12 protein-coding genes are annotated in these 15,348 nt (G+C 70.8%); all 12 read left to right on the top strand.

Features of this window, described 5'->3' with window-relative positions:
- Nucleotides 1–4 precede the first annotated feature (4 nt).
- The 12 genes from ACW4TU_RS37710 (at nt 5) to ACW4TU_RS37765 (ending at nt 15,102) form a co-directional block, all read left to right on the top strand.
- Nucleotides 5–1,291, top strand: a complete 1,287-nt coding sequence (locus tag ACW4TU_RS37710; protein WP_457420791.1) for a dihydroorotase — start codon at nt 5–7, stop codon at nt 1,289–1,291.
- Entirely contained in the window at nt 1,288–1,875 is a 588-nt protein-coding gene (locus tag ACW4TU_RS37715; protein ID WP_457420793.1) for a PH-like domain-containing protein, read from the top strand. The genes ACW4TU_RS37710 and ACW4TU_RS37715 overlap by 4 nt, the downstream gene beginning before the upstream one ends.
- Nucleotides 1,872–3,029, top strand: coding sequence for a glutamine-hydrolyzing carbamoyl-phosphate synthase small subunit (carA, locus tag ACW4TU_RS37720; protein WP_457420795.1), 1,158 nt, complete (start codon nt 1,872–1,874; stop codon nt 3,027–3,029). Before ACW4TU_RS37715 ends, carA begins: the two co-directional genes overlap by 4 nt.
- Nucleotides 3,022–6,330 (top strand): carbamoyl-phosphate synthase large subunit, encoded by a 3,309-nt coding sequence (gene carB / locus ACW4TU_RS37725; protein WP_457420797.1) that lies wholly within the window; start codon nt 3,022–3,024, stop codon nt 6,328–6,330. Before carA ends, carB begins: the two co-directional genes overlap by 8 nt.
- A gap of 78 nt (nt 6,331–6,408) precedes the next feature.
- Nucleotides 6,409–7,515 carry a quinone-dependent dihydroorotate dehydrogenase gene (locus ACW4TU_RS37730; RefSeq protein ID WP_457420799.1) on the top strand — a complete coding sequence of 369 codons (1,107 nt, stop codon included), beginning with the start codon at nt 6,409–6,411 and terminating at the stop codon, nt 7,513–7,515.
- On the top strand, nt 7,512–8,357 hold the full coding sequence (pyrF, locus tag ACW4TU_RS37735) for an orotidine-5'-phosphate decarboxylase (protein ID WP_457420801.1): 846 nt from the start codon (nt 7,512–7,514) through the stop codon (nt 8,355–8,357). Before ACW4TU_RS37730 ends, pyrF begins: the two co-directional genes overlap by 4 nt.
- Nucleotides 8,358–8,633: 276 nt before the next feature.
- Nucleotides 8,634–8,957 (top strand): integration host factor, encoded by a 324-nt coding sequence (locus ACW4TU_RS37740; RefSeq protein WP_164315001.1) that lies wholly within the window; start codon nt 8,634–8,636, stop codon nt 8,955–8,957.
- A gap of 36 nt (nt 8,958–8,993) precedes the next feature.
- Nucleotides 8,994–9,587 carry a guanylate kinase gene (gene gmk, locus ACW4TU_RS37745; RefSeq protein WP_457420803.1) on the top strand — a complete coding sequence of 198 codons (594 nt, stop codon included), beginning with the start codon at nt 8,994–8,996 and terminating at the stop codon, nt 9,585–9,587.
- A 38-nt stretch (nt 9,588–9,625) separates the two neighbouring features.
- The gene (gene rpoZ / locus ACW4TU_RS37750; protein WP_006382157.1) at nt 9,626–9,898 is read left to right on the top strand and encodes a DNA-directed RNA polymerase subunit omega; all 273 of its coding nucleotides are present in this window, start codon (nt 9,626–9,628) and stop codon (nt 9,896–9,898) included.
- Between the two features lie 96 nt (nt 9,899–9,994).
- Nucleotides 9,995–11,197, top strand: a complete 1,203-nt coding sequence (coaBC, locus tag ACW4TU_RS37755) for a bifunctional phosphopantothenoylcysteine decarboxylase/phosphopantothenate--cysteine ligase CoaBC (protein ID WP_457420805.1) — start codon at nt 9,995–9,997, stop codon at nt 11,195–11,197.
- A gap of 250 nt (nt 11,198–11,447) precedes the next feature.
- The gene (metK, locus tag ACW4TU_RS37760) at nt 11,448–12,656 is read left to right on the top strand and encodes a methionine adenosyltransferase (protein WP_457420807.1); all 1,209 of its coding nucleotides are present in this window, start codon (nt 11,448–11,450) and stop codon (nt 12,654–12,656) included.
- Between the two features lie 259 nt (nt 12,657–12,915).
- On the top strand, nt 12,916–15,102 hold the full coding sequence (locus tag ACW4TU_RS37765) for a primosomal protein N' (RefSeq protein WP_457420809.1): 2,187 nt from the start codon (nt 12,916–12,918) through the stop codon (nt 15,100–15,102).
- Nucleotides 15,103–15,348 lie beyond the last annotated feature (246 nt).

Raw genomic sequence — 15,348 nt, forward strand, 5'->3', positions numbered from 1 at the left:
ACACATGGGCAAGATCCTTATTCGTGGTGCGCGGGTGCTCGGCGGCGAGCCGCAGGACGTCCTGACCGACGGCGGGACCATCGGCGCTGTCGGTGCCGGGCTGTCCGACGAGGGCGCCGAGGTCGTCGAGGCCGACGGGAAGGTGCTGCTGCCGGGGCTCGTCGACCTGCACACGCATCTGCGGGAGCCGGGGCGCGAGGACTCCGAGACCGTGCTGACGGGGACCCGGGCGGCGGCGAGCGGCGGTTTCACGGCCGTGTTCGCCATGGCCAACACCTTCCCGGTCGCCGACACCGCCGGTGTGGTCGAGCAGGTCTACCGCCTCGGCCAGGAGCACGGCTACTGCGACGTGCAGCCCATCGGCGCGGTCACCGTCGGCCTGGAGGGCAGGAAGCTCGCCGAGCTGGGCGCCATGCACGAGTCGGCGGCCGGTGTCACCGTCTTCTCCGACGACGGCAAGTGCGTCGACGACGCCGTGATCATGCGGCGCGCGCTGGAGTACGTGAAGGCCTTCGGCGGAGTCGTCGCCCAGCACGCGCAGGAGCCGCGGCTGACCGAGGGTGCCCAGATGAACGAGGGCGTCGTGTCCGCGGAACTGGGGCTCGGGGGCTGGCCCGCCGTCGCCGAGGAGTCGGTCATCGCGCGCGATGTGCTGCTCGCCGAGCACGTCGGCTCCCGCGTCCACATCTGCCACCTGTCGACCGCAGGCTCCGTCGAGATCATCCGCTGGGCCAAGTCCCGGGGCATCGACGTCACCGCCGAGGTGACCCCGCACCACCTCCTGCTCACCGACGAGCTGGTCCGGACGTACAACCCGGTCTACAAGGTCAACCCGCCGCTGCGCACCGAGCGCGATGTGCTGGCCCTGCGCGAGGCGCTCGCCGACGGCACCATCGACATCGTCGCCACCGACCATGCCCCGCACCCGCACGAGGACAAGGACTGCGAGTGGGCCGCCGCCGCCATGGGCATGGTCGGTCTGGAGACCGCGTTGTCAGTGGTCCAGGAGACGATGGTGGACACCGGACTGCTGGACTGGGCGACCGTCGCCGACCGTATGTCCTTCGCCCCCGCGCGCATCGGGCGGGCGACGGGCCACGGCCGCCCCGTCTCGGCAGGTGAGCCCGCCAACCTCACGCTCGTCGACACGGCATACCGTGGGTCCGTGGACCCCGCGGGCTTCGCCTCCCGCAGCCGCAACACCCCGTACGAGGGCCGTGAGCTGCCGGGCCGTGTCACCCACACGTGGCTCCGGGGCAAGGCCACGCTCGTCGACGGGAAGCTCGCGTGACATCACTGCCGCATTTGACGTACGTCGCCGCCGAACAGAAGTCGGCGGAGGTGACCGACTGGGCCGCCCGCGTGGGCTGGCTGGTCGGACTCGCGCTCTTCGTCGCGCTCATCTACTGGCTGATGCGCGAGGGCTGGAAGTGGCGCGGCACGCTCCAGGGCGACCTGCCCGAGCTCCCCGTCGCGCCGGACGAGCCCGGGGCGGCGAGACTGACTGTGCTGTCGATGAGCGGCCGCTACCACGGCTCCACCACCGCGGGGCAGTGGCTCGACCGCATCGTGGCGCACGGCCTCGGCACCCGCAGCCGGGTCGAGCTGACACTGACGGACGCGGGACTGGACGTCGTACGCCCCGGCGCTGCCGACTTCTTCGTCCCCCTGGAGGTCCTGCGCGAGGCCCGGCTCGACAAGGGCATCGCCGGCAAGGTCCTCACCGAGGGCGGCCTGCTGGTCGTCACCTGGGAGCACGGCGACAGACTGCTCGACTCCGGGTTCCGCTCCGACCGCGCGGCCGAGCACAACGAGTGGGTCCGCACCCTGAACCAGATGATCAACAAGACGACGGAAACGGAAGGCGCACGATGACGACCTCCACCCGGGGAGCCACCAGAACTCCCGCCGTACTCGTCCTGGAGGACGGCCGGATCTTCCGCGGCCGTGCCTACGGGGCCGTGGGGGTGACCTTCGGAGAGGCCGTCTTCTCCACCGGTATGACCGGCTACCAGGAGACCCTCACCGACCCGTCGTACCACCGCCAGGTGGTCGTGATGACCGCCCCGCACGTCGGCAACACCGGCGTCAACGACGAGGACCCCGAGTCGCGGCGGATCTGGGTCGCGGGCTATGTCGTACGGGACCCCGCGCGCGTGCCCTCCAACTGGCGCTCCCGGCGCTCTCTCGACGAGGAACTCCGCAACCAGGGCGTGGTCGGCATCTCCGGCATCGACACGCGCGCGTTGACGCGTCATCTGCGGGAGCGCGGTGCCATGCGCGTCGGCATCTTCTCCGGCAACGCGCTGCCCGACGACGGCACGATGCTCGCCGAGGTGCGCCAGGCCCCGGAGATGACGGGCGCCGACCTCTCGGCCGAGGTCGCCACCAAGGAGGCGTACGTCGTCCCCGCGATCGGCACGAAGAAGTTCACCGTCGCCGCCGTGGACCTCGGCATCAAGGGCATGACCCCCCACCGGATGGCCGAACGCGGCATCGAGGTGCACGTCCTGCCCGCCACGGCGACCGTGGAGGACGTGTACGCCGTCAATCCCGACGGTGTGTTCTTCTCCAACGGCCCGGGTGACCCGGCCACCGCCGACCACCCCGTCGCCGTCATGCGGGCGGTCCTGGAGCGCGGCACGCCGCTCTTCGGTATCTGCTTCGGCAACCAGATCCTGGGACGGGCGCTCGGTTTCGGCACGTACAAGCTGAAGTACGGCCACCGGGGCATCAACCAGCCCGTGCAGGACCGTACGACCGGCAAGGTCGAGGTCACCGCCCACAACCACGGCTTCGCCGTGGACGCGCCGCTCGACCGGGTCTCCGAGACGCCTTACGGGCGCGCCGAGGTCTCGCATGTCTGTCTGAACGACCAGGTCGTGGAAGGGCTCCGGCTGCTCGACCGGCCCGCGTTCAGCGTCCAGTACCACCCCGAAGCGGCAGCCGGCCCGCATGACGCCGCCTACCTGTTCGACCGCTTCACGTCTTTGATGAGCACAGTCCAGATGGAGGGCCAGCGTGCCTAAGCGCACCGATATCCAGTCCGTCCTGGTCATCGGCTCCGGCCCGATCGTCATCGGCCAGGCCGCCGAGTTCGACTACTCCGGCACCCAGGCGTGCCGCATCCTGCGCGCCGAGGGCATCCGGGTCATCCTGGTCAACTCCAACCCGGCGACGATCATGACCGACCCGGAGATCGCCGACGCCACCTACGTCGAGCCGATCACCCCCGAGTTCGTCGAGAAGATCATCGCCAAGGAGCGGCCGGACGCGCTGCTGCCCACGCTCGGCGGCCAGACGGCCCTGAACACCGCGATCTCCATGCACGAGCAGGGTGTGCTGGAGAAGTACGGTGTCGAGCTGATCGGCGCCAACGTCGAGGCGATCAACAAGGGCGAGGACCGGGACCTCTTCAAGGGCGTCGTCGAGGCCGTCCGCGCGAAGATCGGACACGGCGAGTCCGCCCGTTCGGTCATCTGCCACTCCATGGACGACGTGATCGCGGGCGTCGAGACGCTCGGCGGCTACCCCGTCGTCGTCCGGCCCTCCTTCACCATGGGCGGCGCCGGTTCCGGCTTCGCCCACGACGAGGAGGAGCTGCGCCGCATCGCCGGCCAGGGCCTGACCCTGTCGCCGACCACCGAGGTGCTCCTGGAGGAGTCCATCCTCGGCTGGAAGGAGTACGAGCTGGAGCTGATGCGCGACAAGCACGACAACGTGGTGGTCGTCTGTTCCATCGAGAACTTCGACCCCATGGGCGTGCACACCGGCGACTCGATCACCGTGGCACCCTCGATGACGCTGACCGACCGCGAGTACCAGCGCCTGCGCGACATCGGCATCGCGATCATCCGCGAGGTCGGGGTCGACACCGGCGGCTGCAACATCCAGTTCGCGATCAACCCGGACGACGGCCGTGTCATCGTCATCGAGATGAACCCGCGCGTGTCGCGTTCCTCGGCCCTCGCCTCCAAGGCGACCGGCTTCCCGATCGCCAAGATCGCCGCGAAGCTGGCCGTCGGCTACACCCTCGACGAGATCCCGAACGACATCACGGAGAAGACCCCGGCCTCCTTCGAACCGACGCTCGACTACGTCGTCGTGAAGGCCCCGCGGTTCGCCTTCGAGAAGTTCCCTTCGGCGGACTCGACGTTGACCACGACCATGAAGTCGGTCGGCGAGGCCATGGCCATCGGCCGCAACTTCACCGAGGCCCTCCAGAAGGCGCTGCGGTCGCTGGAGAAGAAGGGCAGCCAGTTCACCTTCGTCGGCGAGATCGGCGACAAGGCCGAGCTGCTGGCCGAGTCCGTACGGCCGACCGACGGGCGCATCAACACCGTCATGCAGGCCATCCGCGCGGGCGCCACGCCCGAGGAGGTCTTCGAGGCCACGAAGATCGACCCGTGGTTCGTCGACCAGCTGTTCCTGATCAAGGAGATCGCGGACGAGCTGGCAGAGGCGGAGCGGCTGAACCCCGAACTCCTGGCCGAGGCCAAGCGGCACGGCTTCTCCGACCAGCAGATCGCCGAGATCCGGGGCCTGCGCGAGGACGTCGTGCGCGAGGTACGGCACGCGCTGGGCGTGCGCCCGGTGTACAAGACGGTCGACACCTGCGCCGCCGAGTTCGCGGCGAAGACGCCGTACTTCTACTCCTCGTACGACGAGGAGACGGAGGTCGCGCCGCGCGAGAAGCCGGCCGTGATCATCCTCGGCTCCGGCCCCAACCGCATCGGCCAGGGCATCGAGTTCGACTACTCCTGCGTCCACGCCTCCTTCGCGCTGAGCGACGCGGGCTACGAGACCGTCATGGTCAACTGCAACCCGGAGACCGTCTCCACGGACTACGACACCTCCGACCGCCTCTACTTCGAGCCGCTGACCCTCGAAGACGTGCTGGAGATCGTCCACGCGGAGTCACTCGCGGGCCCCATCGCCGGCGTGATCGTGCAGCTCGGCGGCCAGACCCCGCTGGGCCTCGCGCAGGCCCTGAAGGACAACGGCGTGCCGGTCGTGGGCACCCCGCCCGAGGCCATCCACGCCGCCGAGGACCGGGGCGCCTTCGGCCGGGTCCTCGCGGAGGCCGGTCTTCCGGCCCCCAAGCACGGCACGGCGACCACCTTCGCCGAGGCCAAGGCGATCGCGGACGAGATCGGGTACCCGGTCCTCGTACGCCCGTCGTACGTCCTCGGTGGACGCGGCATGGAGATCGTGTACGACGAGACCCGGCTGTCCTCCTACATCGCCGAGTCGACCGAGATCAGCCCCTCCCGGCCGGTCCTGGTCGACCGCTTCCTCGACGACGCGATCGAGATCGACGTCGACGCCCTGTACGACGGCGAGGAGCTGTACCTCGGCGGCGTCATGGAGCACATCGAGGAGGCCGGTATCCACTCCGGCGACTCGGCGTGCGCGCTGCCCCCGATCACCCTGGGCGGCTTCGACATCAAGCGGCTGCGGGCCTCGACCGAGGCCATCGCGCGCGGGGTCGGCGTCCGGGGCCTGATCAACATCCAGTTCGCGCTGGCCGGCGACATCCTCTACGTCCTGGAGGCCAACCCGCGCGCGTCCCGTACGGTCCCCTTCACCTCGAAGGCGACCGCGGTGCCGCTGGCGAAGGCCGCCGCCCGGATCTCGCTCGGCGCGACCGTCGCCGAACTGCGGGCCGAGGGACTGCTGCCGGCGACCGGTGACGGCGGCGAACTGCCGCTTGACGCGCCGATCTCCGTCAAGGAGGCCGTCATGCCCTGGAACCGCTTCCGGGACACCTCCGGGCGCGGCGTCGACACCGTGCTCGGCCCGGAGATGCGGTCCACCGGCGAGGTCATGGGCATCGACTCCGTCTTCGGCACGGCATACGCCAAGTCGCAGGCGGCGGCGTACGGCCCGCTGCCGACGAAGGGGCGCGCGTTCATCTCGGTCGCCAACCGGGACAAGCGTTCGATGATCTTCCCGGCCCGTGAACTGGTCGCCCACGGCTTCGAGCTGCTCGCCACCTCCGGCACGGCCGAGGTCCTCAGGCGCAACGGCCTCAACGCGCGGGTCGTCCGCAAGCAGAACGAGGGCACTGGTCCGAACGGCGAGAAGACCATCGTCCAGCTCATCCACGACGGCGAGGTCGACCTCATCGTCAACACGCCGTACGGCACCGGAGGCCGCCTCGACGGCTACGAGATCCGTACGGCGGCCGTGGCGCGGTCCGTGCCCTGCCTGACGACCGTCCAGGCGCTCGCCGCGGCCGTCCAGGGCATCGACGCCCTCAAACAGGGCGACGTGGGCGTGCGTTCCCTCCAGGAACACGCAGAACAGCTGACCGCGGCCCGCGACTAGCAGCCCTGAGGGGGACACCGGAAACGGTGTCCCCCTCTTCATGAGGCCTCACCGCGAGGCCGTAGCGAGGACACCACCATGTACAAGCTTGTCTTCCGACTGGTCTTCAAACGGATGGATCCCGAAGAGGCCCACCACCTCGCCTTCCGCTGGATCCGCCTTGCCGCCCGCGTCCCCGTGCTGCGGACGTTCGTCGCCGCCGCACTCGCGCCCCGGTACGAGGAGCTGCGCACCGAGGCCTTCGGACTGCGGATGCACGGGCCCTTCGGGCTCGCGGCGGGCTTCGACAAGAACGCGGTCGCGATCGACGGGATGTCGATGCTCGGCTTCGACCACGTCGAGATCGGCACGGTCACGGGGGAGCCGCAGCCCGGCAACCCCAGGAAGCGGCTGTTCCGCCTTGTGCCGGACCGGGCGCTCATCAACCGCATGGGGTTCAACAACGAGGGTTCGCTGGCCGTGGCGGCCCGTCTGGCGTCCCGGGAGGCCGTCTTCCGGACCGTCGTCGGCGTCAACATCGGCAAGACCAAGGCCGTCCCCGAGGCCGCGGCCGTCGCCGACTACGTGAAGTCGACCGAGCGGCTCGCCGCGTACGCCGACTACCTCGTCGTCAACGTCAGCTCGCCCAACACGCCCGGCCTGCGCAACCTCCAGGCCACCGAGGCGCTGCGCCCGCTGCTCAGTGCCGTCCGCGAGGCCGCCGACCGTACGGTGGCCGCGCGCCGCGTCCCGCTGCTGGTGAAGATCGCGCCCGACCTCGCGGACGAGGACGTGGACGCCGTCGCCGACCTCGCCGTGGAACTCGGCCTGGACGGGATCATCGCCACGAACACCACCATCGCGCGCGAGGGACTCGGCCTGACCTCCGGGCCCACCCTGGTGAAGGAGACCGGCGGCCTCTCCGGCGCACCCCTCAAGGCACGCTCCCTGGAGGTGCTGAGCCGCCTCTACGCGCGCGTGGGCGACCGGATCACCCTGGTGGGCGTCGGCGGCATCGAGAACGCCGAGGACGCCTGGCAGCGCATCCTGGCCGGCGCCACGCTCGTACAGGGCTACAGCGCCTTCGTATACGAGGGCCCTTTCTGGGGACGCGCCATCCACAAGGGGCTCGCCGCCCGACTCCGCACGAGCCCGTACGCCACCCTCGCCGACGCGGTCGGCGCCGACGTGAGGAAGACCGTATGACTGTTCTGGAACCCTTCGGTGCCCGTCTGCGGCACGCCATGGACGAGCGGGGCCCGCTCTGCGTCGGCATCGACCCGCACGCCTCCCTGCTCCTCGACTGGGGGCTGAACGACGACGTCACCGGCCTGGAGCGGTTCAGCCGCACCGTCGTCGAGGCGCTGGCCGGACGCGTCGCGGTGATGAAGCCGCAGAGCGCGTTCTTCGAGCGCTTCGGGTCGCGCGGGGTCGCCGTCCTGGAGAAGACGGTCCAGGAGGCGCGGGAGGCCGGCACGCTGGTCGTGATGGACGCCAAGCGCGGCGACATCGGCTCCACCATGGGTGCGTACGCCGCGGCCTTCCTGGAGAAGGGCGCCCCGTTGTTCTCGGACGCGCTCACCGTCTCGCCGTATCTCGGCTACGGCTCGCTGCAGCCGGCGGTCGATCTCGCGCGGGAGAGCGGTGTGGGCCTGTTCGTGCTGGCGCTGACCTCCAACCCCGAGGGCGGTCAGGTGCAGCACGCCGTCCGTGAGGACGGGCTGAACGTCGGCGCGACCATGCTGGCCTACCTGGCCGCGGAGAACGCGGGGGAGCGGCCCATGGGCTCCTTCGGCGCGGTCGTCGGAGCCACACTCGGCGACCTCTCGTCCTACGACCTCGACATCAACGGACCTCTGCTGGCGCCCGGAGTCGGTGCGCAGGGGGCGACCCCGGCCGATCTTCGCGGGGTGTTCGGGGCGGCACTGCGGAACGTGGTTCCGAACGTCAGCCGAGGTGTTCTGCGTCACGGTCCCGAGCTCGTCGCCCTGCGGGACGCGTCGGACCGCTTCGCGGACGAGATCCGGGCCGCAGTGGCCGCCACCTGAGCATTCGAACAGTTCGGCGAAGTCCTCCGATGAGTGACTTCCGGACGCCTTGAGACTGAATACATTCTCAAATCCAGGGCAGTTTGACCGAAATATCCGACCTGGTGAAGGCTGACCAGGACTTTTCCGCTGTTCTCGCTGACTCTGGCGAACTTGGCCGCTAGTCTCCGACAAGAGCCAACGAGCGAGCGTGTTGCTCTTGGCTCACCAGGTGAGGGGCGATCAGGTCCCTCACCGGTCCGTATCCGACAGTTCGACATCCGAGGTGACGTAGGCGTGGCTCTTCCGCCCCTTACCCCTGAACAGCGCGCAGCCGCGCTCGAAAAGGCCGCCGCGGCTCGCCGGGAGCGGGCCGAGGTCAAGAATCGACTCAAGCACTCCGGCGCCTCCCTTCACGAGGTCATCAAGCAGGGCCGCGAGAACGACGTCATCGGCAAGATGAAGGTCTCCGCCCTGCTCGAATCGCTCCCGGGCGTGGGCAAGGTCCGCGCCAAGCAGATCATGGAGCGACTCGGTATCTCCGAGAGCCGCCGGGTGCGCGGCCTCGGCTCCAACCAAGTCGCCTCCCTGGAGCGCGAGTTCGGCAGCACCGGCTCCTGAGTCCTGGCACCCCGGGATTCCTGGAATAATCGCCGTATGGCTGCAACATTCCGGGGGACGACCCCCGAGCCCCCGGACGTACGTCCGCGGCTGACCGTGCTCTCCGGCCCCTCGGGCGTCGGTAAGAGCACGGTCGTCGTCCATATGCGCAAGGCACACCCCGAGGTCTGGCTCTCGGTGTCGGCGACGACCCGAAAGCCACGCCCCGGTGAGCGGCACGGCGTCCACTACTTCTTCGTCACCGACGAGGAGATGGACAAGCTGATCGCCAACGGCGAGCTCCTGGAGTGGGCCGAGTTCGCCGGCAACCGCTACGGCACGCCGCGTGCGGCCGTGCTGGAGCGGCTGGAGTCCGGCGAGTCGGTCCTCCTGGAGATCGACCTCCAGGGCGCCCGGCAGGTCCGTGAGTCGATGTCGGACGCTCTGCTGGTGTTCCTCGCTCCTCCCTCCTGGGGGGAGCTGGTGCGCAGACTGACCGGGCGGGGCACCGAACCGCCCGAGGTGATCGAACGCCGCCTGGAGGCGGCCAAGATCGAACTGGCCGCCGAGCCGGAGTTCGACGAGACCCTGGTCAACACCTCTGTCGAGGACGTGGCGCGCGAGCTGCTAGCCTTGATGGAAGTTGTGTGATCGTTTTCGATCCCATCCCACCTTTCGGAAGGCAGAGCGTGTCCTCTTCCATCTCCACGCCCGAGGGCATCATCAACCCTCCGATCGACGAGCTCCTCGAAGCCACCGACTCGAAGTACAGCCTGGTGATCTACGCGGCCAAGCGTGCCCGCCAGATCAACGCGTACTACTCGCAGCTCGGCGAGGGCCTCCTTGAGTACGTCGGTCCGCTCGTGGACACCCATGTCCACGAGAAGCCGCTCTCGATCGCCCTGCGTGAGATCAACGCGGGTCTGCTGACGTCCGAGGCCGTTGAGGGCCCCGCGCAGTAGTATTTTCAACTTTCGGTTGACTTATCCACAGGCCCGACAGTGCCACTGTCGGGCCTGTGGTGTGTCATAGACGCGTACCGAGTCAGGGGAGGCCCGATGGGCAAGCCGAAGGTCGTACTGGGGGTCAGCGGCGGCATCGCCGCGTACAAGGCCTGTGAGCTGCTGCGGAGACTGACGGAGTCCGGCCACGACGTCCGCGTCGTCCCCACCGCGTCGGCCCTGCACTTCGTCGGCGCCGCGACCTGGTCCGCGCTCTCCGGCCACCCGGTCTCCACGGAGGTCTGGGACGACGTCCACGAGGTCCCGCACGTCCGCATCGGCCAGCAGGCGGACCTGGTCGTCGTGGCCCCGGCGACCGCGGACACGCTCGCGAAGGCGGCCCATGGTCTCGCGGACGACCTGCTCACGAACACCCTCCTCACCGCCCGCTGTCCGGTCGTCTTCGCCCCCGCCATGCACACGGAGATGTGGGAGCACCCGGCGACCCGGGAGAACGTGGCCACGCTGCGCCGTCGCGGCGCCCTGGTCGTCGAACCGGCCGTGGGGCGCCTCACCGGTGTCGACACGGGCAAGGGGCGCCTGCCCGACCCGGCCGAGATCTTCGAGGTCTGCCGCCGGGTCCTGGCCCGGGGCGTGACGGAACCGGACCTCGTCGGCCGGCACATCGTCGTCAGCGCCGGCGGCACCCGCGAGCCCCTCGACCCGGTCCGCTTCCTCGGCAACCGCTCCTCCGGCAAGCAGGGGTACGCGCTCGCCCGTACGGCCGCCGCGCGGGGTGCCCGGGTCACCCTGATCGCCGCGAACACCGGCCTGCCGGACCCGGCCGGCGTCGACGTCGTGCCCGTGGGCACGGCCGTCCAGCTGCGCGAGGCCGTGCTGAAGGCAGCCGCCGACGCCGACGCCGTGGTGATGGCCGCGGCGGTCGCGGACTTCCGCCCGGCGGCCTACGCGACCGGAAAGATCAAGAAGAGGGACGCCGAGGACCCCGAACCCGTCGCCCTGGTCCGGAATCCGGACGTTCTCGCGGAGATCTCGGCCGACCGCGCGCGAGCGGGCCAGGTGGTCGTCGGCTTCGCCGCCGAGACGGACGACGTCCTCGCCAACGGCCGTACGAAGCTGCGGCGCAAGGGGTGCGACCTGCTCGTCGTGAACGAGGTGGGGGAGCGCCGGACCTTCGGTTCCGAGGAGAACGAGGCCGTCGTGCTGGGTGCCGACGGCAGCGAGACCCTGGTGCCGCACGGCCCGAAGGAGGCGTTGGCCGAGGTGGTCTGGGATCTGGTCGTCAGCCGCCTGGAGTAATGGTTCTGTCGCCCCGACAGACCCCGGACGTCCTTCCTGTTCCTGTACTTCGGGGCGTGGCGCCCCCTGGCGCACACCGCTCGTGATTGGGCAGAATGCCCGTGTCGCAGGTCACGACGCTTCCGAGAGGCGAGACGGATGGGCCGATGGCCGAGCGCGACCGATAAACTGTTTCTGGACGACATCGGGCGCAGCTCCCGAGCCGTCCGCCAATGATCAGCCAGCAGCCGCTGCAACCACAGGGAGCGTTGTGTCCCGTCGCCTTTTCACCTCGGAGTCCGTGACCGAAGGTCACCCCGACAAGATCGCTGACCAGATCAGCGACACGATTCTCGACGCGCTTCTGCGCCAAGACCCCACGTCCCGAGTCGCCGTCGAGACGCTGATCACCACCGGCCTGGTGCATGTCGCGGGCGAGGTCACCACCAAGGCCTACGCGCCCATCCCGCAGCTGGTGCGCGACAAGATCCTGGAGATCGGCTACGACTCCTCGAAAAAGGGCTTCGACGGCGCCTCCTGCGGCGTGTCGGTGTCGATCGGTTCGCAGTCGCCGGACATCGCGCAGGGCGTGGACACGGCGTACGAGCAGCGCGTCGAGGGCGATGAGGACGAGCTCGACAAGCAGGGCGCCGGCGACCAGGGCCTGATGTTCGGCTACGCGACGGACGAGACGCCCGAGCTGATGCCGCTCCCGATCCACCTCGCGCACCGTCTCGCGCGCCGTCTGTCCGAGGTCCGCAAGAACGGGACGATCCCGTACCTGCGCCCCGACGGCAAGACCCAGGTCACCATCGAGTACGACGGTGACAAGGCGGTCCGGCTGGACACGGTCGTCGTCTCCTCGCAGCACGCGAGCGACATCGACCTGGACTCGCTCCTCGCCCCCGACATCCGCGAGTTCGTGGTGGAGTACGAGCTGAAGGCCCTCCTCGAGGACGGCATCAAGCTGGAGACCGAGGGCTACCGCCTGCTGGTCAACCCGACCGGTCGCTTCGAGATCGGCGGCCCGATGGGCGACGCGGGCCTCACCGGCCGCAAGATCATCATCGACACGTACGGCGGCATGGCCCGGCACGGCGGCGGCGCCTTCTCGGGCAAGGACCCGTCCAAGGTCGACCGCTCCGCGGCGTACGCGATGCGCTGGGTCGCGAAGAACGTCGTCGCCGCGGGCCTGGCCTCGCGCTGCGAGGTCCAGGTCGCCTACGCGATCGGCAAGGCCGAGCCGGTGGGCCTGTTCGTGGAGACCTTCGGCACGGCCAAGGTGGACGCCGACAAGATCGAGGCCGCGATCACGTCGGTCTTCGACCTCCGCCCGGCCGCGATCATCCGCGACCTCGACCTGCTGCGCCCGATCTACGCCCAGACGGCGGCGTACGGCCACTTCGGCCGCGAGCTGCCCGACTTCACGTGGGAGCGGACGGACCGCGTGGAGGCACTGCGGAAGGCCGTGGGTCTGTAGGACCTGCAGCGGACTGCTCGATCGGTTGACGAGGCCCGGTGTCCCGCGGGGGCGCCGGGCTTCGTCATGCCGGAAAACGGCTGGCGGGGTGGGGGCGCGGGTTCCTAGTGTGGTGCTCTCCCGGTGCGCAGGCCGCGGTTACTTCGGTGGAGTGCGTCCGTTGGGCGTGCGGTGAATCTGGAATTTCGTGCCGCTGCCGACTTGATCTCGGGAGTTCGGACGCCGCCCGTTGTCAGTGGCGTTTGGTAAGAATGCAGGCGTGAGCAGCGAGAACGGGCAGGGGAGCGGCGGGGACCGGGGGGCCGACGGGGCGGCGCCGCCCGAGCAGCTTGCGTTGATTCGGGAGAGTGTGCGGCAGGCCAAGGCGCCGCGGGCCAAGCCGCGGACCTGGCGGGGGGCCGCGCTGGCCAGGGAGTTGCCCGTGGCGCGGGTGCTCGTCGACAAGGGTGTGCTGCATCTCGACCGGTACTTCGACTATGCCGTGCCCGAAGAGCTGGACGCCGAGGCGCAGCCCGGGGTGCGGGTGCGGGTGCGGTTCGGGGCCGGGCGGCATCGGGTGCGGGACGGGCGCCGTGAGGGCGGGGGGCTCATCGACGGGTTTCTGGTCGCGCGGCTCGCCGAGTCCGACTACGCCGGGCCACTGGCCGCGCTGGCACAGGTCGTGTCCCCCGAGATCGTGCTGAGCGAGGAGCTGCTCTCGCTGGCTCGGGCTGTTGCCGACCGTTATGCGGGGAGCCTTGCCGATGTGCTGCAACTCGCCGTGCCGCCGCGCAACGCCCGGGCCGAGAAAGCTGTCTCGGCCGTGGCCCTGCCCGTCGCCGGGGCGCCGGATGCCGGCACCTGGGGGCGGTACGAGAAGGGGGGCGCGTTTCTTGAGGCGCTCGCCTCCGGGGGCGCGCCGCGTGCCGTGTGGAACGCCCTGCCCGGGCCCGAGTGGAGCGAGGAACTGGCGCGGGCCGTCGGTGCGGCCCTCGCCGCCGGGCGCGGGGCGCTTGTCGTCGTGCCGGACGGGCGGGCCGTCGCGCGGGTCGACGCCGCCCTGACCGCCCTCCTGGGGGAGGGGCGGCACGCCGTCCTCACCGCCGACGCCGGCCCCGAGAAGCGGTACCGGGAGTGGCTCGCCGTGCGGCGGGGTGCCGTACGGGCGGTGGTCGGGACCAGGGCCGCCATGTTCGCGCCCGTCCGGGATCTGGGGCTTGTGGCGATCTGGGACGACGGCGACGACAGCCACAGTGAGCCGCACGCCCCGCAGCCGCATGCGCGTGAGGTGCTGTTGCTGCGGGCCGCGCAGGACAAGTGCGCCTTTCTGCTGGGGAGTTGGAGCTGCACGGTCGAGGCCGCGCAGCTCGTCGAGAGCGGGTGGGCCCGGCCGCTGGTCGCGGGGCGGGAGCAGGTGCGGGCGGCTGCGCCGCTCGTACGGACCGTCGGCGACGGGGATCTCGCGCGGGACGAGGCCGCCCGGGCCGCACGGCTGCCGACCCTCGCCTGGCAGGCGGTGCGGGACGGGCTGAAGCACGGGCCGGTGCTGGTACAGGTGCCCCGGCGGGGATACGTACCGCGGCTGGCCTGCGCCCGGTGCCGGGAACCCGCCCGGTGCCGGCACTGCGCAGGGCCGTTGGAGGCGCGGGACGCCGGGGCGCCGTGGTGCGCCTGGTGCGGGCGGGAGGAGACCGGCTGGCACTGTCCGGAGTGCGGCGGGTTCCGGCTGCGGGCCCAGATCGTGGGCGCGCGGCGGACCGCCGAGGAGCTGGGGCGGGCGTTTCCGGCCGTGCCCGTGCGGACCTCCGGGCGCGAGCATGTGCTGGACACGGTGCCGGGGACGCCCGCGCTGGTCGTCAGTACGCCCGGCGCCGAGCCCGTCGCCGAGGGCGGGTACGCGGCTGCCCTGCTGCTGGACGGCTGGGCCATGCTCGGGCGCCCCGACCTGCGGGCCGGCGAGGACGCGCTGCGACGGTGGATGGCGGCTGCGGCGCTCGTACGGGGGCAGGGCGTACGGGGAGAAGGGGCGCCCGGAGGGACGGTCGTCGTGGTCGCCGAGCCCACCCTGCGGCCGGTGCAGGCGCTGGTGCGATGGGATCCCGTCGGGCATGCCGTGCGGGAACTCGAGGAGCGCGCCGAGCTCGGGTTTCCGCCGGTGTCCAGGATGGCGTCCGTGGCCGGGACCGCGGAGGCCGTCGCCGGATTCCTCGCCGGGGCCGAACTCCCGGGGGACGCCCAGGTGTTGGGGCCGGTGCCGTTGCCGGTCACGGCGGCGGGACGGCCCCGTCGCGCGGGGGCGCCGCCGCCGGGGGAGCACTGGGAGCGCGCGTTGGTCCGGGTGCCGCCGGGGAGCGGATCCGCGCTGGCAGCCGCGCTGAAGGCAGCCCAGGCCGCGCGGATGGCTCGGGCGGGGCGGGGCGGCGAGGAGAGCGTGTGGGTGCGGATCGATCCGCCCGACATCGGGTGAGAAAGGGGTGGGCGTCGGTCTGGACGCCTGCAGTGGCTGAGGCAGCGGGTTTCGCCCCCGCCGCCCCTACCCGTCCCATCGTCGGGGGCTCCGCCCCCGAACCCCCGGTCGCGCTGAAGGCGCTCGTCCTCAAACTCCCCCGGAGGGGGTACCCCCAGACGGGCTGAAGTGGCTGGGCCTGGGGATTTGCATGCCTCTGCCCTCCCGGGTGTGGGGCGGGAGGGCAGAGGGTGGGGTGGGTGGTGG

The organism is Streptomyces kryoterrae (assembly GCF_054072135.1).